Origin of the sequence: Sphingomonas sp. 67-41 (assembly GCF_001899725.1) — a bacterium.
Classification (GTDB): domain Bacteria; phylum Pseudomonadota; class Alphaproteobacteria; order Sphingomonadales; family Sphingomonadaceae; genus Sphingomonas; species Sphingomonas leidyi.
Window position 1 is genome coordinate 74925 of the sequence record NZ_MKWJ01000013.1, and the last position, 25690, is coordinate 100614.

The 25690-nt window shown below is 68.6% G+C and carries 22 protein-coding genes and 1 tRNA gene; 13 read left to right on the plus strand and 10 right to left on the minus strand.

Annotation, left to right across the window (positions count from 1 at the left end):
- The first annotated feature begins 1 nt into the window (after position 1).
- Both BGP17_RS07355 and BGP17_RS07360 read left to right on the plus strand, forming a co-directional pair.
- On the plus strand, positions 2-1486 hold the full coding sequence (locus tag BGP17_RS07355) for a DUF885 family protein (protein ID WP_286711518.1): 1485 nt from the start codon (positions 2-4) through the stop codon (positions 1484-1486).
- Positions 1487-1699: 213 nt separating this feature from the next.
- On the plus strand, positions 1700-4471 hold the full coding sequence (locus BGP17_RS07360) for a TonB-dependent receptor (protein ID WP_243857198.1): 2772 nt from the start codon (positions 1700-1702) through the stop codon (positions 4469-4471).
- A 62-nt stretch (positions 4472-4533) separates the two neighbouring features.
- On the opposite strand, the gene BGP17_RS07365 is transcribed toward BGP17_RS07360, so the two are convergent.
- Both BGP17_RS07365 and BGP17_RS07370 read right to left on the minus strand, forming a co-directional pair.
- Positions 4534-5877, minus strand: a complete 1344-nt coding sequence (locus tag BGP17_RS07365; RefSeq protein WP_286711519.1) for an MFS transporter — start codon at positions 5875-5877, stop codon at positions 4534-4536.
- Positions 5878-5917: 40 nt separating this feature from the next.
- Positions 5918-7147: a TetR/AcrR family transcriptional regulator gene (locus BGP17_RS07370; protein WP_167298172.1), complete on the minus strand. Its 1230-nt coding sequence runs from the start codon at positions 7145-7147 to the stop codon at positions 5918-5920.
- A gap of 121 nt (positions 7148-7268) precedes the next feature.
- On the opposite strand from BGP17_RS07370, the gene BGP17_RS07375 reads away from it, so the two are divergent.
- Positions 7269-9566, plus strand: coding sequence for a TonB-dependent receptor (locus BGP17_RS07375; protein ID WP_286711520.1), 2298 nt, complete (start codon positions 7269-7271; stop codon positions 9564-9566).
- A gap of 12 nt (positions 9567-9578) precedes the next feature.
- Positions 9579-10448, plus strand: a complete 870-nt coding sequence (locus BGP17_RS07380; RefSeq protein ID WP_286711521.1) for a tyrosine-protein phosphatase — start codon at positions 9579-9581, stop codon at positions 10446-10448.
- A 61-nt stretch (positions 10449-10509) separates the two neighbouring features.
- Here BGP17_RS07380 and BGP17_RS07385 read toward each other — a convergent pair.
- The 4 genes from BGP17_RS07385 to BGP17_RS07400 form a co-directional block, all read right to left on the minus strand.
- A tRNA-Leu gene (locus BGP17_RS07385) sits at positions 10510-10595 on the minus strand.
- Between the two features lie 125 nt (positions 10596-10720).
- Positions 10721-11155, minus strand: coding sequence for a DUF805 domain-containing protein (locus BGP17_RS07390; protein WP_286711522.1), 435 nt, complete (start codon positions 11153-11155; stop codon positions 10721-10723).
- Between the two features lie 74 nt (positions 11156-11229).
- Positions 11230-12738 (minus strand): YifB family Mg chelatase-like AAA ATPase, encoded by a 1509-nt coding sequence (locus BGP17_RS07395; protein WP_286711523.1) that lies wholly within the window; start codon positions 12736-12738, stop codon positions 11230-11232.
- 99 nt (positions 12739-12837) lie between these two features.
- The gene (locus BGP17_RS07400) at positions 12838-14442 is read right to left on the minus strand and encodes a glycoside hydrolase family 18 protein (protein WP_286711524.1); all 1605 of its coding nucleotides are present in this window, start codon (positions 14440-14442) and stop codon (positions 12838-12840) included.
- Positions 14443-14587: 145 nt separating this feature from the next.
- Here BGP17_RS07400 and BGP17_RS07405 point away from each other — a divergent pair, with 145 nt between their 5' ends.
- From BGP17_RS07405 to BGP17_RS07435, 7 genes are all read left to right on the plus strand, one after another.
- A complete protein-coding gene (locus BGP17_RS07405) occupies positions 14588-14911 on the plus strand; it encodes a hypothetical protein (protein ID WP_286711525.1) in 324 nt (107 codons plus the stop codon).
- An 87-nt stretch (positions 14912-14998) separates the two neighbouring features.
- On the plus strand, positions 14999-15133 hold the full coding sequence (gene rpmH, locus BGP17_RS07410; RefSeq protein WP_086128886.1) for a 50S ribosomal protein L34: 135 nt from the start codon (positions 14999-15001) through the stop codon (positions 15131-15133).
- 17 nt (positions 15134-15150) lie between these two features.
- Entirely contained in the window at positions 15151-15483 is a 333-nt protein-coding gene (rnpA, locus tag BGP17_RS07415; protein WP_286711526.1) for a ribonuclease P protein component, read from the plus strand.
- Positions 15484-15517: 34 nt separating this feature from the next.
- Positions 15518-15730 (plus strand): membrane protein insertion efficiency factor YidD, encoded by a 213-nt coding sequence (gene yidD, locus BGP17_RS07420; RefSeq protein ID WP_137863464.1) that lies wholly within the window; start codon positions 15518-15520, stop codon positions 15728-15730.
- 22 nt (positions 15731-15752) lie between these two features.
- The gene (gene yidC, locus BGP17_RS07425) at positions 15753-17456 is read left to right on the plus strand and encodes a membrane protein insertase YidC (protein ID WP_286711527.1); all 1704 of its coding nucleotides are present in this window, start codon (positions 15753-15755) and stop codon (positions 17454-17456) included.
- 17 nt (positions 17457-17473) lie between these two features.
- Positions 17474-18091 carry a ribosome biogenesis GTP-binding protein YihA/YsxC gene (yihA, locus tag BGP17_RS07430; protein WP_167299345.1) on the plus strand — a complete coding sequence of 206 codons (618 nt, stop codon included), beginning with the start codon at positions 17474-17476 and terminating at the stop codon, positions 18089-18091.
- A gap of 13 nt (positions 18092-18104) precedes the next feature.
- On the plus strand, positions 18105-18443 hold the full coding sequence (locus tag BGP17_RS07435; protein ID WP_286711528.1) for a gamma-glutamylcyclotransferase family protein: 339 nt from the start codon (positions 18105-18107) through the stop codon (positions 18441-18443).
- 10 nt (positions 18444-18453) lie between these two features.
- Here BGP17_RS07435 and BGP17_RS07440 read toward each other — a convergent pair whose 3' ends face one another.
- The gene (locus tag BGP17_RS07440) at positions 18454-19227 is read right to left on the minus strand and encodes a DUF3108 domain-containing protein (RefSeq protein ID WP_286711529.1); all 774 of its coding nucleotides are present in this window, start codon (positions 19225-19227) and stop codon (positions 18454-18456) included.
- 112 nt (positions 19228-19339) lie between these two features.
- Between BGP17_RS07440 and BGP17_RS07445 the strand changes: the two genes are divergently transcribed.
- A complete protein-coding gene (locus BGP17_RS07445) occupies positions 19340-20476 on the plus strand; it encodes an acyltransferase family protein (protein WP_286711530.1) in 1137 nt (378 codons plus the stop codon).
- Positions 20477-20512: 36 nt separating this feature from the next.
- Entirely contained in the window at positions 20513-22105 is a 1593-nt protein-coding gene (locus BGP17_RS07450) for a methyl-accepting chemotaxis protein (RefSeq protein ID WP_286711531.1), read from the plus strand.
- Here BGP17_RS07450 and BGP17_RS07455 read toward each other — a convergent pair.
- From BGP17_RS07455 to BGP17_RS07465, 3 genes are read right to left on the minus strand one after another with little or no spacing between them, the layout of a single operon-like run.
- Positions 22102-23382: an MFS transporter gene (locus BGP17_RS07455; RefSeq protein ID WP_167298161.1), complete on the minus strand. Its 1281-nt coding sequence runs from the start codon at positions 23380-23382 to the stop codon at positions 22102-22104. The genes BGP17_RS07450 and BGP17_RS07455 overlap by 4 nt on opposite strands.
- Positions 23379-23822 (minus strand): MarR family winged helix-turn-helix transcriptional regulator, encoded by a 444-nt coding sequence (locus tag BGP17_RS07460; RefSeq protein ID WP_286711532.1) that lies wholly within the window; start codon positions 23820-23822, stop codon positions 23379-23381. The genes BGP17_RS07455 and BGP17_RS07460 overlap by 4 nt, the downstream gene beginning before the upstream one ends.
- 41 nt (positions 23823-23863) lie before the next feature.
- Positions 23864-25471, minus strand: a complete 1608-nt coding sequence (locus BGP17_RS07465; RefSeq protein WP_286711533.1) for a hypothetical protein — start codon at positions 25469-25471, stop codon at positions 23864-23866.
- Positions 25472-25690: the final 219 nt, after the last annotated feature.

Here is a 25690-nt window from a genome sequence, read left to right on the forward strand (position 1 = left end):
GATGCACCGCCGCCAGTTCCTCGCCGCCGCCAGTGTCGCCGCGCTTCCCCGCGCCGCGCTGGCCGTGCCGAACCGCGATGCCGATCTTCGCGCAGCGCTCGACGGCCTGGCGAAGCTCGACACGCCCGCCGCCAGGCGCGCGCGGCTGAAGGGCTTCGATCCCGCGTCGCTCTCGCCCTCGGCCCGGATCGATCTGGAGACGGTGCGCGCCGGCCTCGCCGTCGATGCCGAGCTGCTCCGCAGCCTGCCTGTGGGCCGGCTGGGCCGCTCACCCTATGTCATCGCCCCCAATGCCGGCGCCTGGCGCGAGAAGGCACCCGACGCCCAGCGCATCGAAGCCGAGAACGCGCAGATCGCCGCGGATGCCCGGCACGGCGTGCTCCTTCCGGCGCCGCTGCTCGAAAGGACCCGCTCCGGCATCATCGCCGCAGCGGGCAAGGCGACGGGTCCCGCCGCGGCGGCGCTCGCCGGCCAGGCCCGGCTGCTTGCCGACCTCGCCCCGCGCGCGCCGAAGGAGCCCGGCACCAGCCGCTTTCCCGGCGGCGCCCGCTATTTCGCCCTCCTGCTCGAGCGCCATTACGGCGCCGCCATCGCCCCGGCCGAAGCGCATCGCCAGATGCTCGCCGTGGCGGAAGCGCTCACGGCGCGCGCCGATGCCGTGCTCAAGCGCCTGGGCCATGCCCAGGGCACCGTCGGCGCCCGGATCAGCGCGGCGTTCAAGGATCGCCGCTTCCTCTACAGCGACGACGATGCCGGGCGGAACCGCGCGGTGGCCGACATGAACGCCACGCTGGCCGCCACCCGCCCGCACCTGCCCGCGCTGTTCGGCCCGCTGCCGCCCGAATGCCTGAACGTGTCGGCGTTGCGGATGCCCCCACAGGAGGAGGCTGAGGGCAAGCAGGGCTATCGCACCATCCCCGCCCCCGGCATCGCGGGCGCCTATTTCCCCGACCTCGCGCGCATCCGCGATCGCCCTTCCTGGACGCTGCCGGCCGTCGTCCATCACGAGCTGTTGCCCGGGCACATGATCCAGCTGCCCATCGAGGCGGCGTCGGAGCCGCATCCGCTGCGCATCGAATATGCCCCCGCCTTCGCCGAGGGCTGGGCGATCTATGCCGAGCAGCTGATGGCGGCCCGGGGCGCATTCGCGGGCGACGACCATGCCCTTCTCGGCCATTTGCACTGGCTGCTGTTCCGGATTGGCCGCGGACTGGTTGACACCGGTGTCCATATCGGACAAGAAACACTGGCACAGACGAGCAGCAAGCTCGCGACATTGCAGGGAGAGGCGGCTTATTTCGCGCCGATGGCGCAGGATATCGAGCGAATCTGCATTGAGCCCGCCATGCGCGCCGCGGAGGCGCTCACTTGGCTCGGGCTGACCCGTCTGGGGTCCACCGCGCAGCGCAACGGACCGGAATCGCTCAGGAAATTCCATCGCAGGCTGCTCGCCGACGGGCGCAGACGCTTCGCGATGATCGCATAGCGGCGGGCGAGAGCCGGCCAGGAAGCAACAGAGAGCTGGCGCAAGCCGGCCGAAATGCCGGGCGAGCCGCGAAGACGGTGCGGCCCCGGAAACACTGACCATGGGAGAATTGGGATGCGTAAGGGGATTTTGAGGCGGAATCTGTGGTGCGCCGGCGTTTCTCTGGCCGTGATCGCCGGTGCGGGCATCGCGACCCCGGCGCTGGCGCAGGATATGCCCGCGGCACCGGCCGATACGGGCGTGCAGGAGCAGGACCAGACCAGCGACGGCGCCATTGTTGTCACCGGTTTCCGCCAATCGCTCGACAAGGCGCTCAACGTGAAGCGCGCCTCGGTGTCGTCGGTCGACGCAGTCGTCGCCGAGGACATCGCCAAGTTCCCGGACCAGAATCTCGCGGAATCGCTCCAGCGCATCCCGGGCATCTCGATCCAGCGCGACGCAGGCGAAGGCCGCGCGATCACCGTCCGCGGCCTCGGCGCCCAGTTCACGCGCGTCCGGGTCAACGGGCTCGAGACGGTCGCCACGTCGACCGACGGCGCTTCGGCCAATCGCGACCGCGCGTTCGACTTCAACGTGTTCGCTTCCGAGCTGTTCAGCTCGCTGGTCGTCCACAAGACCGCAGAGGCATCGCTCGACGAGGGCTCGCTCGGCGCGGTGGTCGATCTGAACACCGGCAATCCGCTCGCCGGCAAGGCCGGTTTCACTTTCGTGGGATCGGTTCAGGGCAGCTATAACGACCTCTCGAAGAACTGGGGGCCGCGCGTCGCCGGTCTGGTCTCGTGGAAGTCGCCCAGCGGCACCTTCGGCGTCGCGGTCTCGGGCGCCTATTCGAAGACCGACAATCTCGAGCTCGGCAACAACTCGGTACGCTGGGCGCAGGCGACGTTCGATCAGGTCGACGGCACCAATTGCTGGACCACGGCGAATTCGGGCGGCACCTATGTCCCCAGCGCGGTCTGCTCGAAAGCCGCGCTCGCCTTCCATCCGCGCATCCCGCGCTACGGCAGCGTCCGCCACGATCGCGAGCGCCTGGGCCTCACCGGCAGCGTGCAATGGGCACCGAGCGACGCGACCAAGATCTCGATCGACGGCCTCTATTCGCGATTCAAGGAAACGCGCGAGGAGAAGTGGCTCGAGGTGCTGCTGCGCTCGAACGAGCGCTCGATCAATGTCGTCAATCCGGTCTACGACGGCAACAACAACATGATCTCGGCGACGCTCAACGACGCCTGGGTGCGCACCGAGCATTATCTGCGCAAGTCGGACACCGAATTCTACCAGATCGGCGGCACCTGGGACCAGCAGCTGGGCGACAGCTTCCGCTTCACGCTGCTCGGCGGCCTCTCCAAGTCGAACGCCGACATCCCGGTCGAGACTACCATCGTCCTCGACGACCGCGATGCGCAGAATTATCGCTACGACTACACCAACATGCGCAGCCCGGTGCTCAGCTTCGGCACCAGCGTGACCGATCCGGCGAACTTCCAGCTCGCAGAGATCCGCGATCGCCCGTCCAATGTCACCAACAAGTTCCGTACCGCCCAGCTGCGCACCGAATGGGACGTGGCCGAGGGCTTCCAGATCAAGTCCGGCGCGATGTACCGCCGCTTCGACTATGACGTGAAGGCGTTCCAGCGCGACACCGCGGTGTGCGGCAATGGCGGCCTCGATCTGGTACTCAAGACGATCACCTGCTCGCCCACCTCGGCCTTCGGTCCGACGGCAGTGTACGGCTTCCAGGCCACGCCGGCGCTGACCGAGCTGGTCAACCTGGGCAAGGCCGGCCAGCCGGCAGGCACCACGACGAGCTGGGTGATCGCCAATATCGACGCGGCGGCGGCCTATACCGGCCTCTACAACCGCCCGCTGCTGCTCGACGTGGGCAACAATCGCAGCGTGACCGAGGAAGTGAAGGGCGGCTATCTGCAGTTCGACGCCAAGGGCGAGCTGCTCGGCCTGCGCTACGCGCTCAACGCCGGCATGCGCTATGCATCGACCCGCCAGAGCTCGACCGGCATCAACGGGACGCTGCCGGTCACCTTCGAGCGCACCTATGACGACTGGCTGCCGTCGATGAACATCGCGCTGTTCCCGACCGACAAGATCATCCTGCGCGGCGCCATCGCCGATGTGATGACGCGACCGACGCTGGGCAGCCTGACGCCGGGCGGCTCGGCCGACGGCTTCAACTACCGGGTCTCGTTCGGCAACCCGAACCTCGATCCCTATCGCGCCACCGCCTATGACCTTGCGGCCGAATGGTATTTCGCCCCGCAGTCGATCTTCTCGGTCGCAGTGTTCAAGAAGGACGTGAAGAGCTTCCCGGTCAGCGCCACGCTGACCGGCCAGACCTTCACTTCGACCGGCCTCCCCGCCTCCGTGCTCTCCGCCTCGTCGCCGGCCTTCCTCAACCCCGCGCAGCAGGCCCAGCCGATCTGGACCGTGGTGACCACGGTCAACGGCACCGGCGCCTCGCTCAAGGGCATCGAGATCGCGGTGCAGGCCCCGTTCCGCTTCCTGCCGGGGTTCCTGAAGAATTTCGGCGGCATCGCGAACGCGACCTTCATCGATTCGACCGCGACCTACAGCCAGTCCGCCCCGGCCACGGCGGTGAACGCCAACGGCTCGCTGACGCTGCCGAACCGGCCCTTCACCTCGACGCTCTACGGCGTGTCGAAAAAGGCGTTCAACGCGACGCTCTATTATGAGGACAAGAAGTTCAGCGCGCGCGCCTCGGTCAGCTATCGCGGGCCCTATGTCGATGCCGGCTCGGGCACCGGCAACGTGTTCGAAGGCTATAATGCGATCACCAATGTCGACGCCTCGGTCCGCTACAAGCTCACCGACTGGATCGAGCTGTCGGTCGAGGGCACCAACCTCACCGACGCCTATCGCGACCGCTACACCGACACGGCCGCGAACCGGAACTACGAGTATAATCATTTCGGCCGCACGATCCTGTTCGGCGCGCGCCTGAAACTCTGATCGCCTCCGCGACCACTAGGGGCCGTCGCATCATTCGATGCGGCGGCCCTTTCCTTTGGGGATCAGGCCGCCAGGGCCGCGCCCGGCCGTTCCGCCGGCCCGGCCGGGCGCGCTTCGCCGCCGCGCAACAGCAAGGCGCAGGCAATGAGCGCCGCGACCGTCGGCGGCAGCGCATAGGCGGCGCGCACCGCGAACAGGGCTTCCGCCTGCCCGGCCTCGTCCGGCGCGAAACCGGCCCAGCCCAGCGCGCCCAGCGCCGCGGCGACGCCCAGCCCCATCGCCAGCCGGAGCGTCACATTGAACAACGCATAGCGGCTCGATGCCCAGCGCTGCCCCTGCTCCACTTCGCGCCGGGTGATATCGCCCACCATCGCACGCAGCAGCATGTAGTCGACCCCGAAGACCAGGCTGCGCGCGATCAGCCAAAGGACCAGGAGCGCCAGCCCGCCCGCGGGCAGCAGCAGCGCCAGCGGCGCCACCAACGCCTGCCAGCCATAGCCGGCGAGCAGCACCCGCCGCTTGCCGAACCGCCGGCTCATCCGCGCCCAGAAGGGCAGCAATGCGAGCGGCACCACGCCCTGAACGAGCATCAGCGTGCTACCCCAGCCGGGCAGCGCGAGCGCCTGCTCGACGAAGAACAGGAAGGTGCCGGCCGCAGCGGCATCGGCCATGCCGACCAGGCCGTAGAGGATCAGGATGCGCCGCATCTCCCGCGTGCGCAGCATTCCGGCGAAGAGCGCGAAGGGATTGGCCACGCGCGTGGTCGAAGGCGCATCCGGCTCCCGAATCCGGCGGAGCACCAGCAATACAGTGATCGGCGCGAGCAGCACGATCGCCGCGCCCAGCGCCCCCACCTGCGCCGCCCGCCCCAGGCCGAAACCGCGCTCGAGCAGGCTCGGCAGCACCAGGGTGACGATCATTCCCGCCATCGCCACCCAGATCTTCGCGCCCATCACCCGCACCCGCTCATGCGCGTCGCGCGACAGCTCCAGCCCCCAGCCGCCATGCGGCGTGGCGATGAGCGTGTAGCCGAGATGGAACACCAGGCTCCACGCGGCGAGCGTCGCGATGCCGGTGCCGGGCACCGCCCAGAACAGCCCGAGCGCGCCCAGGCTGACCAGCGGCGCTCCCACCACCATCCATGGCCGGCGCAGGCCGAAGCGCGTCGGGAACCGATCGCTTGCCCAGCCGATGCACGGATCGATCAACCCGTCGAACAGCCGCGCGGCAAGCAGCAGCATGCCCACCGCCGCGATCGGCAGCCCCAGCGTCGCGGCAAAGAAGGCGGGAAGATAGGTTCGCCAGGCAAGCTCGACCGCCTGGAACAGGATGACCGGAGAGGAGAAGGCGAACAGGTCCACCCGGCTCAGCCGCTCGGTTCGACTCGATCGGATATCCCCGCTCACCAATCCCCTCTGGCCCAGGGGGATGACAAATATGCGACCGTCAGCCGCCGCGCAGGAAGGAGAGCAGCGCCTCGGTCTCGGCTAGGCTCGCCGCCTGGCGCTCGTCGTCGGGCAGGCCCCGGTGCGCATTGCCCTGTCCGATCGCGAAGCTCGAGAAGATCGCCGCGTCGAGCGCGCCGACCGGCCGGTCGCGACCGATCATCGCCTGCAGGAACAGCCGCGAGGTGCGCCCGCGCAGATAGCGCAGTTGCGCAGCGAAGGGCGCAAGCGCCGGATCGCGCATCGCCGCCATCATCAGTTCGGAAGTGGCGAGGCGGAACGCCTCCGCCCCCGGCCGCTCGCCGAGCCTGTCGAGCATGGCCCGGCCGTCGCCATCGGTCGCCGCGGCGAGTTCCGCCTCGAGTTCGCCGGCCGGCACGTTGTGGCGATAGATCACTTCAAAGGCCGATCCGAGCAACTCGGCGCTCGTCCGGAACTTGTGCGAGACCACGCCGAGCGTCAGCCCGGCCCCGGCCGCCACCGCGCGGTGCGTCACGCCGGCCACCCCGCCCAGCGCGACGATCGCCGCCGCCGCTTCGGCTATCCGTTCCGCAGTCTCGTCGCGCGCCTCGGGCAGCGGCGCGGAACGCTGGGCGCAGCCGCGCGCCATGTCGCGCCAGGGCGACGGCCCGGCCAGGGTGCCGCCCAGCCAATTGCCCCAGCCGCGGCACAGTTCGTCCAGCGCGGCGCGATCCACCGAGCGGCGCCAGCGCATCATGTGCAGGAAGCTCTCCCCGTCGAACAGCCGTTCGGTGATCGTCGCGGTGCCGGGGATGCCGAGCCGGTCGCAGACATGGCGCCAGAATCCCGCCCAAAGCGTGCGCCAGCGCTGGGCGGCCGGCCCATAGCGCGGATCGCGCGCGACCAGCAGCTGGCATTCGCGCCAGGCAAAGGCCAGGCCGCGCTGCCCCTCGCACCAATCGTCGATCAGTGCGGCGAGCAAGGCCGGCAGCGACTCGGCGCCCCCGGGCACGTCCGCAAGCTGATCCAGCCGCGCCCCGCACCATTCCGCCGCCAGTGCCTGGGCATGTTCGTGCGCGCATACATACAAACGTTCAAGGTCACCAAAATGGTGATAAATGGACGACGCCGGCAGCCCGGTCGCCTGCGCGAGCCCGCGCGCCGAGACCGCGGCCTGGCCGCTCACTTCCCAGGCACTTAGCACCGCCGCAATCCATTTTTCGGCACTCCCGCTGCCCTTGCCGGCAGCTGCGATACCTTGACCGGACATCCCGCCCTCCCCCTTTTCGCGCCCAAGCCAATGCCGGAATGCGCAACTCCATACAAGCGTCACAGAAGATACATACAATCGTTCTAGTTGCCCGCTCGTCATCAGCCAGATGGGGGTCATCATGAAACGGAACGTCAAGCACCGGCTGCGCCTGGCAGCCTTGTCCGGAGCCGCCGCCTCGGCGCTGCTCCTCGCCGCGCCGGCCTTCGCCCAGCAGGCCAATACGGCCAGCATGGTCGCGGCCGACGAACAGGATCAGAGCGGCGGCCTCGGCGAGATCGTCGTCACCGCCCAGCGCCGCGAGACCAATCTCCAGAAGACTCCGATCTCGATCGCGGTGCTGAGCGGCGAGGCGCTCCAGAACCGTCACATCCAGACCCTCGCCGACCTGGCCGACGGTTCGGTCCCGGGCCTGCGCGTCGCGCCCTTCTTCTCGCGCACTTCGGCGCTGGTGATCGGCATTCGCGGCGTGGGCTTCCTGGGCGATGCCAACCAGCCGGCCCGCGAACAAGGCGTCGGCGTCTATATGGACGGCATCTATCTCGGCCGCGCCCAGGGCCTGGGCACTGCCCTTTACGACATCGAGCGGATCGAAGTGCTCAAGGGCCCGCAAGGCACGCTGTTCGGCCGCAATACCGAGGGCGGCGCGATCAGCATCGTGACGAAGAAGCCGAGCGGCGAATTCCGCCTCAATGCCTCGGCCGGCATCGCCAATTTCGGCGGCTACGAAACCGCACTGCACCTCGACCTGCCGCGTGCGGGCAATATCAGCCTGAAGTTCGACGGCGTGATCCAGAAGCGCGGCGGCACGATCGACAATCCGATGGCCGGGCAGCTCGACTTCAACAGCCATGACCGCCGCGGCGCGCATGTCGCCGCACTGTGGGAGCCGAGCGACAAGTTCAGCGCGCTCTGGCAGTTCGACGTTTCGCATGACGAGGGCTCGCCCAATTATCTCCAGCTGCTCCGCAAGGGCAGCCTGCCGCTCGCGCCGATCCTCAAGCTCCAGCCCGAACGCGCCAAGGCCGGCAATGTCGGCGTGCCGCTCCAGCCCAGCGTCGGCGACACCACCGGCATGTCGCTCCATCTCGACTGGAAGCTGGGCGGCGGCCTCCGCGCCCGCTCCATCACCAGCTACCGCACGTTGACCCAGAGCCAGTATGACAATGGCTCGGCGATCCTCTCGGTGTTCGCCCCCAACGGCAATTTCGCGCGCTACAGCATCGCCAATTTCGGGCAGCGCCAGTTCAGCCAGGAAGTGCAGCTGCTCGGCGAGTTGCCGCGCCTCAGCTTCGTGGCCGGTGCCTTCTATTACAACGAACATGTCGGCGATAACGCCTTCGCGCCCAACACGCTGAAGTTCAACGCCGACGGCACCGGCTATAGCGTGCTGCCCGCGCCGGTCTCGGCCACGCCCTTCCCCGATCGCGCCAGCATCGCCAGGACGAACAGCGCCGCGGTGTTCGGCCAGCTCACCTACACCCCGGCATTGCTGGGCGACCGGCTGCACCTGACGCTCGGCGGCCGCTATTCGCACGACAAGAAGACCGGCGAGCTCGACCAGGTCAACGGCCGGATCCCGACGGTCAACGGCGTCACCGCAGTGGTGCCGATGAACGTCACCTCGGATCGCGTCGATCCGCTGGTCAACCTGTCGTTCGACGTCGCCGACGGCGTGATGCTCTACGGCAAGTGGAGCACGGGCTATAAGTCGGCCGGCGCCAATTCGCGTTCGCTCACCTATCGCGGGTTCGGCCCGGAATCGGTCTCGGTGTTCGAGGGCGGCGTGAAGGCCAGCTTCCTCGATAACCATGCCCGCCTGAACCTCGCCGCCTATACCGGCACCTACAAGGACGTGCAGATCGACTTCAACGCCGTCATCCCCGGTTCGAACCGCGGCACGCTGGAGACGACCAACACCGCCGGCAAGGGCCGGATCTCCGGCTTCGAGGCCGAACTGACGGTGATGCCCGTCGCCAACCTCACCCTGTCGGGCAACTATACCCGCCAGCATATCCGCCTGCCCGCGGCGCCGAATCCGTTCGTCGCCGGCAATCCGCTGGTGCCGGTCTATCCGATCTTCGCGCCCAAGAATTCGGCGAGCGGCGCGATCGACTATCGCGTGCCGATGGGCGCCGCGACGCTCGTCGCGCATCTGGACGGCAACTACGCCTCAAGCCAGTACAGCTCGACCAGCGACCCGACGCTGGGCGATCCCTCGTTCATCGTCAACGGTCGCCTGGCGCTGACGGACATCGCGCTGGACGACGGCGCCGCGCGCCTCGAGCTCTCGGTCTGGGCCCGCAACCTGTTCGACAGCCAGTATCTGTACCTGCGCAACACCAGCGCGGCGCTCGGCACCTACGGGATCTTCAACGAGCCCCGCACCTACGGCCTTACCGGCACGGTCCGTTTCTAAGGAGAACCCGACATGCGTATCACCACTTCCTTCCGCGTGATCGGCCTTGCGGTGCTGGCCGCCGCGGCGGTGCCGCTCGCGGCGAACGCCCTCCAGCAGCAGGCCCCGGCGGCACAGGGCGAGAATGCGCGGCTGCTCCCGCTCCAGGGCGGGCAGAATTTCCGCGACCTCGGCGGCTATCGCACCCGCACCGGCCGCACGGTGCGCTGGGGCATGCTCTATCGCTCGGGCTCGATGCACTTCCTGACGCGCGCGGATTTCGACTATCTCGCCAAGCGCGGCATCCGCACCGTCTGCGACTTCCGCAGCACCAGCGAGCGCAGCACCGAGCCGGTGGCGTGGCCGGCGGGCAAGGCGCCGCGCGTGCTTGCCGACGATTATGCGATGGACACGGCGGCGCTCGCCCCCCGGCCGGATCGCCCGCCCAGCGCAGCCGAGGCGAAGGCGACGATGACCGCGCTGTATCCGCAACTGCTGAAGCAGTTCAACGGCCAGTATCGCCGCATGTTCGGCGAGCTGCTCGCCGGGCGGGCGCCGCTGGCGTTCAACTGCACCGCGGGCAAGGACCGCACCGGCGTCGCCGCCGCGCTGATCCTCACCGCGCTCGACGTGCCGCGCGAGACGGTGATCCAGGACTATCTGCTGACCAACAGATATTTCGATCCGCGCAAGGCGGTGCAGGCCGACGACCAGGCCTCGCAGGCGTGGCGCAAGCTGCCGATGGACGTGCTCAAGGCCTATATGGCCGCCGATCGCGCCTATATCGAAGCGGTGTTCGCGGTGATGGACAGGCATCGCGGCGGCGCTGCCGGCTATCTGAACGACGCGCTCGGCCTCAGCCCGGCGAAGCTGGCCCAGTTGCGCAAGGCCTATACGCGCTGACCGACATCCGGGCTGGCGGCGCCGCGCCGCCGGCCCCTTCGGCACTTCCCGGGGATTTCGATGGTACGGGTGGTCGGACTCGAACCGACATGTTGTTGCCAACGGCGGATTTTGAGTCCGCTGCGTCTACCATTCCGCCACACCCGCATGCCGATCGGCACGGGGCCATGGATCGACTTGGCCCCCCCTATAGGAAGGCGCTGGCAGGATTTCCAGATACTAAGATGCCCTGTGGCGCGCGCCAGGCCCGGCGCTCGCCACATGCATGCGTCCTAGCTGAAGACGTCGGCCGCCTGCTCCGCGCCGTGCGGATCCTTGGGATCGTCGCCGAAGCGGTTCTCGCCCCTGGTGCCGGGCAGCAGCATGAAGACCAGCACGATCAGCCCCCCGACATAGGGAATGAAGTTGAGCAGGCACAGCCAGCCCGTCCTGTCCTGATCGTGGAAGCGGCGCACCTGCACGGCGATGGCCGGGATCAGGATCGCGAGATAGAGGAGGCAGCCCACCACCACCCAGGCCGTCTCCGCGCCGTTCAACACGCGGGACGAACGGAAATCGCTCCCGGTCACGTCGCCAAGCAGGAACAAGAAGATTATCCAGGCGAACGCCGCGAGGAACACGAACAGCACGAACATCCAGTATTCGAGCCGCCGCGAGCGGCCCGAAAAATCGAAATAGCGCCTGAGCGGCATCGTCATCCAGCGCATGCAATCCCCTTTCGAACGCATCCCCAGCGAAGCGCCGGCATCAGGACACAAGACCGGCCGCGATACAATCCCGATCAGCTTCGCGGGGCCTGGCGGCGATAGCTCAGCGCCTCGGCGACGTGCATGCGCCCCACGCCATCCGCGCCCGCGAGGTCCGCGATCGTGCGGGCGACACGCAACACCCGGGTATAGCCGCGCGCCGAGAGCCGCATCGCCTCGGCCGCCTGCGCCAGCAGCTTGCGGCCGGCCTCGTCGGGCAGGGCGTGATCGGTGAGCAGATCACCGTCCGCCTCGGCATTGGTGCGCGCGGGAACATTGCGATAGCGCGCGGATTGCGCCGCCCGCGCTTCGGCCACCCGCTCCGCCACCGCCGCCGAGCCCTCTGCCGGCCGATCGAGCACCAGATCCACGGCACGCACCGGCTGCACCTCGACATGCAGGTCGATCCGGTCGAGCAGCGGACCCGAGACCCTGGCCTGATAGTCCGCCGCGCAGCGCGGCGCCCGGGCACAGGCGAGCGCGGGGTCGCCCAGATGCCCGCAGCGGCACGGATTCATCGCCGCGACCAGCTGGACCCGCGCGGGGAAGGTAACGTGCGCATTCGCCCGCGCCACGCTCACCACGCCCGCCTCGATCGGCTGGCGCAGCGAATCGAGCACCGCCCGCTGGAATTCGGGCAGTTCGTCGAGGAACAGCACGCCGAGATGCGCCAGGCTCACTTCGCCCGGCTTCACCTTGAGCCCGCCGCCGGTGAGCGCCGCCATCGAGGCCGAGTGATGCGGGCTGCGGAAGGGCCGCGTCCGCGTCAGCCGCCCGCCCTGCAACGTCCCCGCCACCGAGGCGACCATCGACACCTCCAGCGCCTCGGCGGCATCGAGCGGCGGCAGGATGCCCGGCAGGCAGGAGGCGAGCAGCGACTTGCCCGCTCCGGGCGGCCCGCACATCAGCAGATTGTGCCCACCCGCCGCCGCGATCTCGAGCGCGCGCCGCGCCGTCTCCTGCCCCTTCACCTGGGCGAGGTCGGGCCCCGGAGCCGGCGGTTCGACCGTGCCGGCCATGGGCGCAGGCAACAGCTGGTCGCCCTTGAAATGGTTGAGCAGCGCGATGAGATCGGGCGCGGCGACCACGTCCACCTGCCCTGCCCAGCTCGCTTCCGGCCCCTGGGCGGCAGGGCAGACCAGCCCCTTGCCCATCTCGGCGGCGTGGAGCGCGGCGAGCAGCACGCCGGGGCTCGGCGCGATCCGTCCGTCCAGCGCCAGCTCGCCGACCACGACATAGCCGGACAGCGTCTCGGCATCGACCACCCCCATCGCCCCCAGCAGCGCCAGCGCCACCGCCAGGTCGAAATGCGAGCCTTCCTTGGGCAGGTCGGCAGGCGAGAGGTTGAGGATGATGTGCTTGGGCGGCAATGCGAGCCCGATCGCGGCCATGGCGGCACGGACGCGCTCGCGGCTCTCCGCCACGGCCTTGTCGGGCAGGCCGACCACCACGAACTTGGGCAGCCCGGCGACGAGGTTGCACTGCACCTCCACCGCACGCGCCTCGAGTCCCAGATAGGCAACCGTCGATACGCTCGCGACCAAGCCCGTTTCCCCCCAAACCGGAGCCGGACGATAGCGGCGATGGCGCCCGGTGCGCACCGGGATGTCCCCGGAACGGACCAATCGATCAGAGCGTGACGGTCAGGGCGTGGCGGTGAGGAAGTTGCGCTTCACCGCACCCAGCAGCGGGCTGGTGCCGTCGGGCAGATAGTCATAGTTGATCGCCCAGATGATCGCGCCGCCCAGCCCCGCCTGGCGGACATAGCGCGCCTTGGCGGCGATCGAGAGGGGATCCTCATAGGAAAGGAAGCCCGCCGGATTCCGGCCCGATCCCGTCGGGATATAGCCACCATTCGGATAGCTGCGATACCCGACCTGCGCGATCTCGTCCCAATGATAGGTGCCATGGGACATGTACCCCATCCCGACCATGTCGGCATAGTTGAGCGCCACGTCATCGGTCTCGTAGACCGGGTTGCGCTCGGTGTCCTGCCGCGGCCCGGTGATCGTGGGGCCGAAATAGATGCCGTAGAAGCCGATGCCGACACCGATCTTGCCACGCGGCACGCCGCTCCGCTCATAGGCCTCGACGCTGGTGTTGAGGTCGCGCGGGGTGACGCCGGTGGCGCCGTAGATCGGGCTGCTGAACCAGGACAGCCAGCCATTGCCGTTCCAGGTCGTCCCGATGCCGTAGCTCATCAGATTATACTGGTCGACGCTGTTGGCCAGATCGGCCTGCCACTGCTCCACCCTGCCGCCCGGCTCCAGATCGTTGATCGAGACCGTGTAGCCCGGCAGCGTGAGCAGCGCCGCCCTGCCCGCACCCTGATAGCGCGGCCGCCGGGCGAATTCGGCGCGGAGATCCGCAATCAGCGCGAAGGCGCGACGCTTGGCCTCGGCGCCGCTCACATGCGGCGTGATCTCGTCGCTGCCTTCGAACTTGTCCTCCCAGTCAAGGTCGAGCCCGTCATAGTCGTGCGCGACCATGTAATCGACGATCTTGCGCGCGAAGTCCTTCCGGCGGCCATCGGTGGTGGAGAGCAGGAAGCCATCGCCGTCCGCCGCGCCGCCCATCATCAGCAGCGCCTTGCGCCCGGCATCGTGCGCCTTCTTGATCAGATAGTCCTCGATGCTCCGCACCCCGTCGGGCGACAGGCCGGGATCGTGCGAATTGCCGCCGCCGAGCACGACATCGCCCGGATTGCCGTCCAGCGAACCCCCGCCCGGCGCGACGCGGCCGAACACGAAATGCGTGAGCGCAGTCATGTCGACCTGCGCCGGCGGATACATGGTGTGCGAGAAATAGCCGAGATAATAGCCGGTCACCCAGGGCTTGTTGGTGACCGGGACCGTCACCGTCACTGCCGTGCTGGCGGAGCTGGCGGGATCGGCGACGCTCGTCGCCACGACGTGATAGGTACCCGGACTGGCCGGCGCGGCATAAATGCCGTCGGCCGACATCGCCCCGCCATTCGCCTCCTGCACCGACCAGGTGCAGCGCGTGTCGGTCGCGCCGGTGACGTTGCAGGCGAAGTGGCGAGTCGCCTGGGTGGGCAGCGAGAAGGCCGCGGGGCCGACTTCGACGACCACCGCGGAGGTGGGGCTCGGCGTGGGCGTCGGCGACGGAGACGGAGACGGGCTGGGCGAAGGCGTGGGCACTGGCGCGACGACACCGCCATCGCCTCCCCCGCCGCTGCAGGCGGCAAGGAACAGCATCGGGGCGAGCAGGCAGGAAGAGCGGGTCATGGCCGCGCCTATGCCGATTCCCCTCCGAAGGGAGCGACGCGCGCGCGACCGGGGGCGACCGGGGGGCGACGAAACAAGGCTAAGCAGCGATGAACCACGGCCGACGTGTCTTGCATAGGCAATACACACTCCCCATTTCGATCGCATGGCAAGCGCGCGCAGCCCGATCGTCCGCACCGCCCTGTTCGTCGCGGGGGTGCTGGTGATCGCCGTCTCGCCGCTGGTCGGCATCCTCCCGGGTCCGGGCGGGATCTTCGTCTTCGCCGCCGGGCTCGTCCTCGTGCTGCGGACCTCGGCCTGGGCGCAGCGGGCCTTCTGTCGCGCCAAGCGGCGCTGGCCGCGATTCGGCCATTATGCCGACATGGCGCTCCGCCGCCGCAGCGCCCGCAGGCGCCGCCTGCGCGAAGGGGCGGCGGAAATCGCGCGTGCGGAGGCCGAACTGCCCGGTTTGCGGAATGGAACGCGTTGACTCGGCCGGATCTCCCCACTATGGGCACCCGACACGCGGCCGCCCCTGTGGTGGCCCTTTTACGTTCTAGATACTTGAGGATGAGCGATGAAGCGGACCTTTCAGCCGAGCAACCTGGTGCGTGCGCGCCGGCACGGCTTCCGCAGCCGCATGGCGACCCCGGGCGGCCGCAACGTGATCCGTGCCCGCCGCGCCCGCGGCCGCAACAAGCTGTCGGCGTAATCGCCGACGGTGCGGCGGTGAGCCTTGGCCGGCTCACGCAGCGCAAGGACTATCTCGCGGCGAACGCGGGCAAGCGGGCGCCCATGCCCGGCTTTGTCCTGATCGTCCATGCGCGCAACGATGCCGATCCGGTCATGCGGGTCGGCATTACCGTATCCAAGAAAGTCGGCAACGCGGTGATCCGCAACCGGATGAAGCGCCGGTTCCGGGCGCTCGCCCGCGAAGTGCTGCCCGAAGCCGGCCTGCCCGGCGCCGACCATGTGCTGATCGGCCGCAATGGCGGCATCGAGCGCCCGTTCGAGGATCTCAGGGCCGAGCTGGTCAAGGCCTTGGGGAAGATAAGGCGGTGAGCTGCGCCCTTGTCCGTCATCCTGGGGAATCGGCATGATGGCCAGGCTGCTCATCCTGCTCGCCCGCGCGTGGCAGATCGGCCCGTCGGCGGTGCTTCCGCCCAGCTGCCGCTACCAGCCCAGCTGTTCGGCCTATGCAATCGAGGCGCTTCGCCGCTATGGGGCTGTCAAAGGCAGCTGGCTCGCCATCCGGCGGATCGCCCGCTGCCACCCATGGGGCGGGCACGGCTACGACCCAGTGCCATAAGTTTTTCCGGGGAATCGGTTACGTGAAGGACGATCAGAAGAATTTCCTGCTGTTCGCGGTGATCGCGGGGCTGCTGCTGTTCGCATGGCCCTATGCCATGCACTGGTTCTTCCCGCAGCAGCCGGCCGCCACCCAGATGGTGAACGGCAAGCAAGTGGCCAAGGCGCTGCCGACCGCGGATGCCCCCGCGGCGCTGCGCGACCGCGCCGTCGTGCTGGCCGAGAGCCCGCGCGTCGCAATCGAAACGCCTTCGCTCAAGGGCTCGATCAACCTCAAGGGCGCGCGGATCGACGATCTCGTCCTCGTCAAATATGACGAGACCACCGCGAAGAACTCGCCGCCGATCCACCTGCTCTCGCCCAATGGCACGCAGGGCGCCTATTTCGCCGAGTTCGGCTGGTCGGGGGCGGGCGTGCAGGCGCCCAACGCGAATACCGTGTGGCAGGCGAGCGGCACCCGGCTGACGCCGACCACCCCGGTGACGCTGACGGCCAGGACCGCCACCGGCCAGACCTTCCGCATCGATCTCGCGGTCGACCAGGATTACATGTTCACGATCCGCCAGACGGTCGCGAATCTCGGCCAGGCGCCGGTCTCGGTCACGCCCTATGCCTCGGTCTCGCGCGCCGAGCGTTCGAAGGACGCCGGCCAATGGGCCGCCCGCGTCGGCCCGATCGCCGCCACCGCGGACGAAGCCCATTATCTCGGCTGGGCCGATGTCGAGGGCACGCCCAAGGAATTCAGGACCAAGGGCGGCTGGGCCGGCTTCACCGACCATTATTGGCTGACCACGCTGATCCCCGATCAGCGGCTGGGCGTCACCTTCGGCCAGCGCCAGAACCCCAGCAAGGCCTATCAGGCCGACTATCAGCTCGATCAGCCGCTCGTCATCGCGCCGGGCAAGCAGACCAGCTATTCCAGCCGCTTCTTCGCCGGCGCGAAGGAAGTGAAGCTCCTCGATTCCTATCAGGAAAAGCTCGGCATCACCCGGTTCAGCTATGCGATCGACTGGGGCTGGTTCGGCGTGATCGAGCAGCCGATCTTCTATTATCTCGACATGCTGTTCCGCCTGGTCGGCAATTTCGGCGTGGCGATCATCCTGCTGACGATCACCATCCGCGGCCTGCTCTTCCCGATCGCGCACAAGCAGTTCGAATCGATGGCCCGCATGCGCGTCATCCAGCCGAAGATGAAGGCGCTGCAGGAACGCTACAAGGACGACAAGCAGCGCCAGCAGCAGGAGATCATGAAGCTCTACAAGGAAGAGAAGGTGAACCCGCTGGCGGGCTGCCTCCCGATCCTGCTCCAGATCCCGATCATGTTCGCGCTGTACAAGGTGCTGCTGCTCACGATCGAAATGCGCCACCAGCCCTTCGTGCTGTGGATCCGCGACCTTTCGGCGCCCGATTCCGCGACGATCATCAACCTGTTCGGCTATCTCCACTTCACGCCGCCTTCCTTCCTGGCGATCGGCGTGATCCCGGTGCTGCTGGGCGTGTCGATGTACTTCCAGATGAAGTTCAACCCGGCGCCGATGGACGAGATCCAGAAGCAGGTCTTCGCGATCATGCCGTGGATGCTGATGTTCCTGATGGCGCCGTTCGCGGTGGGCCTGCAGGTCTACTGGATCACCTCCAACGTGATCACCATCCTGCAGCAGCAATGGCTCTATTCGCGCCACCCGGTGCTGAAACAGCCGGTGAAGAAGGAATCCCCAGCGAAGTGAGCGGGTTCGACGAAGATATGATCGAGGCTGCGCGAAAGACCTTCGCCGGCCCGGTCACATTCCTGAAGTCCGCGCCGACGCTCGCCTTCCTGCCCGGCCAGGAAGTGCCCGAGGTCGCGTTCGCGGGGCGCTCGAACGTGGGCAAGTCGTCGCTGCTCAACGCGCTGACCGGGCGCAACGCCCTGGCGCGCACCTCGAACACGCCGGGCCGCACCCAGGAGCTGAACTTCTTCGACGTGGGCGAGCCGCTGCGCTTCCGCCTCGTCGACATGCCCGGCTATGGCTTCGCCAAGGCGCCCAAGGACATGGTCCGCAAATGGCGCTATCTGGTGAACGACTATCTGCGCGGCCGCCAGGCGCTGAAGCGCGGGCTGGTGCTGATCGACGCGCGCCACGGGATCAAGGAAGTCGATCGCGAGATACTCGACATGCTCGACGGCGCCGCGGTGAGCTACCGCATCGTCCTCACCAAGACGGACAAGATCAAGGCGACCGAACTCGTCGAAGTCCGCGAACGCACCGAGGCGGAGGCCCGCAAGCGGCCCGCCGCGCATCCGGACATCATCGCGACGTCGAGCGAGAAGGGCATGGGCATTCCCGAGCTGCGCGCCGCGGTGCTCGAAGCGATCGGGTGAGCGGCGTCGCCGGATGAGCGGGAGCGCACTGCTCTTCTCCTATGGCACGCTCCAGCTGGCGAGCGTGCAACTCAGCCAGTTCGGCCGCCTGCTCGAAGGGGAGGACGATGTTCTCCACGGCTATGGGCAGATCGAGATCACCATCCGCGACCCGGACGTGCTGGAAGCCAGCGGCATCGCGGTGCATCTGGCCCTGGTTCCCGACGCCGATGCCCCGCCCATTCCCGGCAAGGTCTTCCGCCTGACGCTCGGGGAACTGGCCGCGGCGGACGTGTATGAGAGCGAGAACTATGTCCGGGTCGAGGCGCCGCTCGCGAGCGGCGCGACGGCCTGGGTGTATGTGAAGGCGTAGACGCCTCCGTTCAGAACAACAGCGTCTTGCGGAACAGCGATCCGTCCGGCGCCTTCGCCTCCAGCTTGATGAACTGCTGCGTGCGCTTGGCGTACCAGAAGCGCGACGGGTCCTTGCCGCTGTTATAGTCGCATTCGACGATCCAGCAGTCGATCGGCCGCCCGTCGAGCCCGGCCAGCTTCTCGTCGCCGGTCACCGTCCACAAGTAGCGCGCCGGCGGACCGCCGGCCGGATGGTAGAAGGGGATCGACACCTGATAGCCCGGCGCCAGCGGCAACGTGCCGAGCATCTCCATGTCGGTCTCGAAGTTGAACATGGGTTCCGGGAAAGCGACATTGAAATCGGCGCGGCTGTTGTCCGCCACGCCCGGCAGGCCGGTGATCCTGTCGGGCGCGAACAGGAAACCCTCCACCGTCTTCCTGTCGTCCACCGTCGTGACGCGCAGATGGCTGGACGGCCGCCAGGTCCCCGGTTCGAACACCGAATCGCGGGTGACCAGCGAGGGCTTCGCCCCCGTCCCGTCCCAGCGCTGCACGATGCGCAGCTTCCGCACGCCGTCGATCGTCTCGAACCGCACTTCCCGCCGCCAGATGTCGCGCGCGACATGTGCGCCGTCCTTCTCGGACGAACGGAGATAGCTGCGCGCACCGGGGCGAAGCAGGTCGAAGCGCGCCAGCCGGTCGCCGACAGTGAGCCTGGCCGGCGCCGTCTTGGCCATCGCCGCGACCGGCGCCGCCACCGCTGCCGCGAGCACGCCCCGCCGGCCGATCCTCACTCCGCCCATGCCCGTCTCCCACATTATCGTGCTAGATCACTAACACACCCCGTTTCCGCTGCAAGCGCGGCGCTTTGACCGGGCGACCCAACCGATCCATGGTGCGGCCGGGAGGGACGCGATGACCGAAGGCAGGATGGAGGCAGGCGCACGGCTCGGCGGGCTCGACCTGTTCCGTGGGCTGACGGTAGCTTTCATGATCCTCGTCAATACGCCGGCCAGCTGGGCGCATGTCTGGTGGCCGCTCGACCATGCCGAGTGGCACGGATTCACGCCCACGGACCTCGTCTTCCCCGCCTTTCTCTGCGCGATGGGCGTGGCGCTGGGCCTGTCCTTCCCCCGCAGGGCCGATGCCCGGCTCTGGGGCCGTGTCGTCCGGCGCGCGCTACTGCTGATCCTGATCGGCTGGGCGTGGCAGATGCTTGCCCGCCCCGGCCTGGCGGATTTCCGCGTCTTCGGCGTCCTGCCCCGCCTGGGCCTCTGCTACGGCCTCGCCGCCGCGCTGGCGATCCTCACTGCCCGGCGCGACGCGGACGGGCGCGCGCATCTCAGCGCCCCCGCGCTCGGCATCGCCAGCGTCGTGCTGCTGCTCGGCTATTGGGCGCTGCTGGCCTTCGTGCCCGTGCCCGAGCACGGCGCGGGAGATCTCAGCCCCGCCGGCAACCTCGCCGGCTATGTCGACCGGATCGCGGTGACCACGCACCATATGTACCGCCTCGGCACCGATGCGGCGGGCAATATCGTCTATGATCCCGAGGGGCTGCTCTCCACCCTCCCCGCGCTGGTCAACGTCCTGCTCGGCGCGCTCGCCGCCCTGCTCTGGAAGGCGGCGCCCGAACGCGCGACGATGCGCATCCTGCTCGCCGGCATCGCCCTCGCCGCGCTCGGCCTCCTGCTCGCACCCTGGCTTCCCCTCAACAAGAAGCTGTGGACCAGCAGCTTCGCGCTGCTCACCTCGGGCCTGTCAGCGATCCTGTTCACCGGCTGCATCCTCGCCGCGCGCAGCGCAGCGGTCCGCAAGGTCTTGTGGCCGCTCGACGTACTGGGGATGAACGCTATCCTCGGCTATCTGCTCTCGCTGCTGCTTTCGCTCGCCGCGATGCGCACGGGATTCCAGGCCTGGGCGTGGAATGCGCTCGCCGCGCTCCTCCCCGGCAATCTCCTCCTCGCCTCGTTCCTCTTCGCGCTGGCGGCGTTGCTGCTCGTGCTGGCGCTGCTGATCCCGCTCCACCGCCGCGGCATCCACCTGCGACTGTAAACGCCATGGTAACCATGCTGAGCTAATCGGTGCCGAATGGGAGAGGCGAGCGCACACGCCCTGCGGCGGGCGATCTGGGACAGATGGGCGGCGCTCCCGCCGCTGCTGATGCGCGCCCATGCCGTCGCCATCCAGCGCGGCTATCCCGTCTCCTATGCCGCCAGCGTCTTCGTCAGCATCGCGCTGGCGCTGACGATCCACGCCGAGGGCTTCTGGTCCTGGCACATCGCCGCCCTGGCGCTGCACCTCGCGATCGGCACCGCGGTCCTTGTCCGCTGGCGTGACGGCAAGCGCCGCGACTGGCGCGTCGACGATCCCGCCGCAACTCTGCGTGCCGCGGTGATCGAGGCCGCCGCTTCCGCGTTCGGCTGGTTCCTGTTTCTCGCCACGATCGGCCTGGGCGCGACCGACCAGGAACTGATCGTCACCACCACCGCCATTGCCGGCGTCGTCGCGATCGGCGCGCTGCGCTATGCCCCGCTGCCGCCCGCCAGCCTTGCCTGGCTCGGCATCGCCGTGGTGATCTGCGCGCTCTATGCCATCTTCGCCAACATCCCGGCGGGCGTGTTCCTCTTCCTCGCCGTCTTCGTCGCCCTGCTCGCCCGCACGGTGATGGGCCAGGCCGCGCTGGTCGGCGAGCAGTTCGCGCAGGGCGAGGCGCTCGCCCGCGCCGCCGGCGAGCGCGACCTGCTGCGCGCCGCGGCCCAGCGCGACGAGCTGCAACAGGTCGCCCAGGCCGCCGAAGCGCGCCACCGCGCCCAGCTCGATGCCGAGCGCGACCGCCGCGCCGAGATCGCCCGCATCGCCGACCGGTTCGAGCGCCAGTTCGTCGCGGCGATCAGCGAACTCGCCGCCGCGGCCGAACAGACCCGCACCTCCGCCGGCGGCCTGGTCGGCACTGCCGCCGCCACGCGCGACGAGATTCGCGGCGTCGCCGATCGCGCCGCCCGCGCGGACACCGGCGCCGCGACATTGCTCGAGGAATCGGCCAATCTCGGACGCTCGCTTGCCGCGGTCGAAGCCAGCCTCGACGCCCAGAGCGAGACCACCGCGCACCTCTATGGCCTTTCCCGCTCGGCCGATACCCGCTTCGCCACGCTGGTCGAGCACAGTGCCAGCGTGGGCACCATCGCCGACATGATCGCCGAGATCGCGGCACGCACCAATCTGCTCGCGCTCAACGCCAGCATCGAGGCGGCACGCGCCGGCGAGGCCGGCCGCGGCTTCGCGATCGTCGCGCAGGAAGTGAAGAGCCTCGCCGCCCAGACGGCGCACGCCACCGACGACATCCGCGCCCAGCTCGCCCGGATGACCGGCGCGGTCCATGCCACTACCGCCATCGTCGGCGATATGCGCGACAGCTTCGACCGGATCGGCGAAGTCGGTGGAGCGGTGGGTCATGCGGTACGGCATCAGGGCGAGGTGATCCGCTCGATCCAGGCCTATGCGGGCACGGCCGCGACACTCACCGCCGATCTCCAGGCCGGCGCGGCGGGCGCCGAGAGCGCCACGGGCGAAGCCGCGCGCACCGCCGCCGAGATGGACGCCGCCACCGACGAGCTGGTCAACCAGGCCCGCCGCCTGCTCGGCGAGATGCGCAGCTTCCTAGAGACGCTGCGGGCAGCCTAGGCCAGCGCCGGCCGCGGCGCCTTCTCCGCCCGCGCCGCCAGGATCGCCACCGCCGCGACCAGTCCGAAGGCGCCCGCCACCAGGAAAGCCGGCGTGTAGGTTCCCGTCCAGGCGCGCACCGCCCCCGCACCGAACGCCGCGGTCGCCGCGCCGATCTGGTGCCCCACCATCACCCAGCCGAACACGATCGGCGCATCGCGCTCGCCGAAATGGACATTGGCGAGCTTTACCGTGGGCGGCACGGTGGCGATCCAGTCGAGCCCGTAGAAGATCGCGAACAGGAGCAGGCTGGAGGCGCTGAAATCTAGGAACGGCAGCGCCAGCAACGAAAGGCCGCGCAACCCGTAATAGACGAACAGCAGCTTGCGCGGATCATAGCGATCGGTCAGCCAGCCCGATGCCGTGGTGCCGATCAGGTCGAACAGCCCCATCAGGCTGAGCAGCCCGGCGGCCTGCACCGGCGCGATGCCATGATCGCCGCAAAAGGCGATCAGATGGGTGCCCACCAGCCCGTTGGTGGTAAGCCCGCAGACGAAAAAGGTTCCGAACAACAGCCAGAAGGTCATGCTCTTCGAAGCGCGGAACAGCGCGGTGAAGGCCAGCGCCGGCGTCGCCGCCTGTTTGAGCGGGGGCGGCGGCATGCTCGCCTCGGTCTCGCCGAAGCGGCGCACGCCCAGCTGCTGCGGATGCTCGGGCACGAACAGCAGCACCAGCGGGATCACCGCCGCGCTGGCGATCGAAACCGCCAGCGCCACTGGCCGCCACGCCCCGCCCTCGGCCAGCCAGGCGAGCAACGGCAGGAAGACGAGCGCACCGGTCGCGGTGCTCGCGGTCAGCATGCCCATCACCAGCCCCTGGCGCGTCGCGAACCAGCGATTGACCACCGCCGCGCCGAGCACCGAGGCGACCGCACCGCTGCCCACGCCCGAGAACACGCCCCAGCTCAGCACATATTGCCAGGGCTCGGACATCCACAGGCTCGAGAAGGTGGCCACCGACATCAGCACCAGCCCGCCCAGCATCGTCCGCCTGATCCCCATCGTCAGCATCAGCGCGGCGGCGAACGGGCCGACCAGCCCGTAGAGGAAGATGCCGATCGCCGCGGCGGCCGAGATGGTCGCGCGGTCCCAGCCGAAATGCTGCTCCAGCGGCAGCATCATCACGCCCGGCGCGGAGCGCAGGCCGGCCGAGACGAGCAGTGCGACGAACGTGATCGCGGCGACGATGCCGGCATAGCCGCGCGCGCCCACCGGCAGGCGGGAAAGCAGCGCGATCATGCCCGGCCTCCCGCGCGCTCGAGGCTTTGCGTGAAGCCCTTGATTCCAGCCTTGAGCTCCCGCCATAGCGCCGGGCCCGCCTCCGCCTCCACCCGCCGCTGCATCGCTGCCCAATCGGGCTCGGCAGCGTGCAGCGCCTCTCTGCCTGCCGCACTCAGCGATGCGCATTTGCTGCGGCCGGCCCCGGCAGTCACGCCCACCCAGCCGCGCTTCTCGATCGGCGCAAGCGCGCGGTAGAGCGAGCTGCGATCCATCTCGAGCTGCTCCGCCAGGCGGCTCAACGCCAGCGGCTCGCCCCGAGCGACGTGCCGCAGGATCGCGAATTGCGCAGTCGTCATCCCGTGCGCGGCCAGCGCGGAATCATAGAGGCGGCCGGTAATGCGCGCGGCCTTGCGCAGCATCGTGCAGGCGCAGACGGAAGGGAGTGAATCATCATGCATATGCATCATGTGTATGCATGATGCATATGCATGATCAAGCCTCAACTCACCGGAGGCGCCTCCTGATCCGGTGCGTGGAGATCGGCGGGCGCCATGGGGTCGAAACCGTCGGGCAGGCGCTCGATCACCGTCATGGGCAGGATCCGGCCGACCTTCTCCGCCGCGGCGCGCACATCGGGATCGGCGGCGATCCGCTTCTGGGAACGGTCCGAACGGCGCGATTCCTCGAACGGGAGATTGACCCCGCTCGGCTGGAGCCAGCGCAACGCCCAGCCGCGCCGGTGTTCGTCGTTCAGGCTCTCGATCATCAGCGCCTTGCCGCCGGCGAAATTGTCGCGGCACGCATAGATGTCCATTGCCGGATCGGGCAGCCCTGTGCGCGATATCAGCACATCGGCCACATCGCCTCCGGCCTGATCCGCCTTGCCGCCGCGGATCAGCGCGCAGGCGCGTATCGCCTGCACGCCGATCAACGCCGCCTTGTTGATCTCCGCGCCCATGCGCTGCGCGATCACCAGCCATTCGCTCGCGGTGGCGCTCGCCTCGGCATAGCGGCCGATCGCGAGATAGGTCTCCGCCAGGTTGCCGCTCAGGTTCAGCTTCTGCGCAGTATCTTCCGTGAAGGTCGCATCGACGCGCTTGAGCAGGGCGATGGCCGGTTCGGCCTTGCCCTGCCCCAGCATCGCCCGCGCCACGGGCGGCGCGAGATATTCCGCCCCGTCATTGTCTAGTTTCAGCGCCTCGGGCGCCAGCAGCGGCAGGAAGAGCTGGGTCACCGCCGCATAGGCGCGCATTCCGTTCAGCGCCCGGGCATAGTCGGTCGCGCCCTCCAGCGTGTTGCTCGCATGCCAATCGCGGCGCAGCGCCTCGAGATAGAGCTTCTGGCTAAGCCCGAGGTCCTGGCCGCCCCAGCGGGCAATCGCCGGCCACAGCTTCTCGTAGCGGCGATCGAGATAGAGCTGCGCAAGGTCGCGCGTCACCAGCACGGCCGGGACGAGCGCCGCCGCTTCCGCGATCTTCCCCTCGACCATCCGGAGCCGGATCTGCGCCAGCGCGCCGTCCGAGGCTCGCGGCCCGGAATGGGTGACCACCCCCACCTCCGCGATCCGTGCGGAGAGCGCGTCGGCCCGCTTGTTGTCGCCGATATCCCGCAGCCGGTCGCGCAGCGTATCCAATTCATAGCCGCCAAGCCCGGCCGCGATCGCGGGATATTCGCGGCTCATGGCAAGCCACAGGTCCGCCGCGCGCTGCGGCGCGCCGGCGAAGATCATCACATGGACGGCATAGAGCCTGACCGGCGGCACGCCGGGCGCGAGCCGGATCGCTTCCTCCACCGCCGCGAGGGCTTCGGGATGGCGATATTCGTCGAGCAGCATTGTGCCGCGCAGCGACTGGACGATGCCCCGCAACCGGGTCGGCCGATCGAGCTTGGCGAGCAGCGCGTCGAGGGCGGCCAGCCTTTCCTTGGATTCCTTCTCCATCAACGCCGTCGCCAGGACCGGCAGCAACGCGCGCTCCGAAGGCTCGGCAAAGCGCCCGATCCCGACCTGGTCCAGCGCTTCGGCATCCAGCGCCTGCGGCACCGTCTGGGCATGCGCCGGCACGACAGCCGCCATCACCGCAAGCGCGATCCAACCCGATTTCAGCATGAACACCCCCCTTTCGACCAGCTTAGCCTGCCGTTCCGCATTGGCAACCCTGCCGCCACCGCCAATCAAGTCGTTGTTAAATAGCAATATTTCAGCACTTTCCTACACATGTCGACGTCTCATATGTTCACTTTGTGTTCCAATTCCCCTTCATTTCGCCCCGACGCGCGCCCGCAAGGAGCGTCAAGGGAGTCGACATTTCGTGGCGGTTGCCAGCCC

What these genes read in the sequence shown, in the direction of transcription:
- BGP17_RS07355 (WP_286711518.1), top strand. Translation starts at nt 2, where the DNA reads ATGCACCGCCGCCAGTTCCTCGCCGCCGCCAGTGTCGCCGCGCTTCCC.
- BGP17_RS07360 (WP_243857198.1), top strand. Translation starts at nt 1,700, where the DNA reads ATGCCCGCGGCACCGGCCGATACGGGCGTGCAGGAGCAGGACCAGACC.
- BGP17_RS07370 (WP_167298172.1), bottom strand. Translation starts at nt 7,147, where the DNA reads ATGTCCGGTCAAGGTATCGCAGCTGCCGGCAAGGGCAGCGGGAGTGCC.
- BGP17_RS07375 (WP_286711520.1), top strand. Translation starts at nt 7,269, where the DNA reads ATGAAACGGAACGTCAAGCACCGGCTGCGCCTGGCAGCCTTGTCCGGA.
- BGP17_RS07380 (WP_286711521.1), top strand. Translation starts at nt 9,579, where the DNA reads ATGCGTATCACCACTTCCTTCCGCGTGATCGGCCTTGCGGTGCTGGCC.
- BGP17_RS07390 (WP_286711522.1), bottom strand. Translation starts at nt 11,155, where the DNA reads ATGCGCTGGATGACGATGCCGCTCAGGCGCTATTTCGATTTTTCGGGC.
- BGP17_RS07400 (WP_286711524.1), bottom strand. Translation starts at nt 14,442, where the DNA reads ATGACCCGCTCTTCCTGCCTGCTCGCCCCGATGCTGTTCCTTGCCGCC.
- BGP17_RS07405 (WP_286711525.1), top strand. Translation starts at nt 14,588, where the DNA reads ATGGCAAGCGCGCGCAGCCCGATCGTCCGCACCGCCCTGTTCGTCGCG.
- rpmH (WP_086128886.1), top strand. Translation starts at nt 14,999, where the DNA reads ATGAAGCGGACCTTTCAGCCGAGCAACCTGGTGCGTGCGCGCCGGCAC.
- yidD (WP_137863464.1), top strand. Translation starts at nt 15,518, where the DNA reads ATGATGGCCAGGCTGCTCATCCTGCTCGCCCGCGCGTGGCAGATCGGC.
- yihA (WP_167299345.1), top strand. Translation starts at nt 17,474, where the DNA reads ATGATCGAGGCTGCGCGAAAGACCTTCGCCGGCCCGGTCACATTCCTG.
- BGP17_RS07435 (WP_286711528.1), top strand. Translation starts at nt 18,105, where the DNA reads ATGAGCGGGAGCGCACTGCTCTTCTCCTATGGCACGCTCCAGCTGGCG.
- BGP17_RS07440 (WP_286711529.1), bottom strand. Translation starts at nt 19,227, where the DNA reads ATGGGCGGAGTGAGGATCGGCCGGCGGGGCGTGCTCGCGGCAGCGGTG.
- BGP17_RS07445 (WP_286711530.1), top strand. Translation starts at nt 19,340, where the DNA reads ATGACCGAAGGCAGGATGGAGGCAGGCGCACGGCTCGGCGGGCTCGAC.
- BGP17_RS07450 (WP_286711531.1), top strand. Translation starts at nt 20,513, where the DNA reads ATGGGAGAGGCGAGCGCACACGCCCTGCGGCGGGCGATCTGGGACAGA.
- BGP17_RS07455 (WP_167298161.1), bottom strand. Translation starts at nt 23,382, where the DNA reads ATGATCGCGCTGCTTTCCCGCCTGCCGGTGGGCGCGCGCGGCTATGCC.
- BGP17_RS07460 (WP_286711532.1), bottom strand. Translation starts at nt 23,822, where the DNA reads ATGCATGATGATTCACTCCCTTCCGTCTGCGCCTGCACGATGCTGCGC.
- BGP17_RS07465 (WP_286711533.1), bottom strand. Translation starts at nt 25,471, where the DNA reads ATGCTGAAATCGGGTTGGATCGCGCTTGCGGTGATGGCGGCTGTCGTG.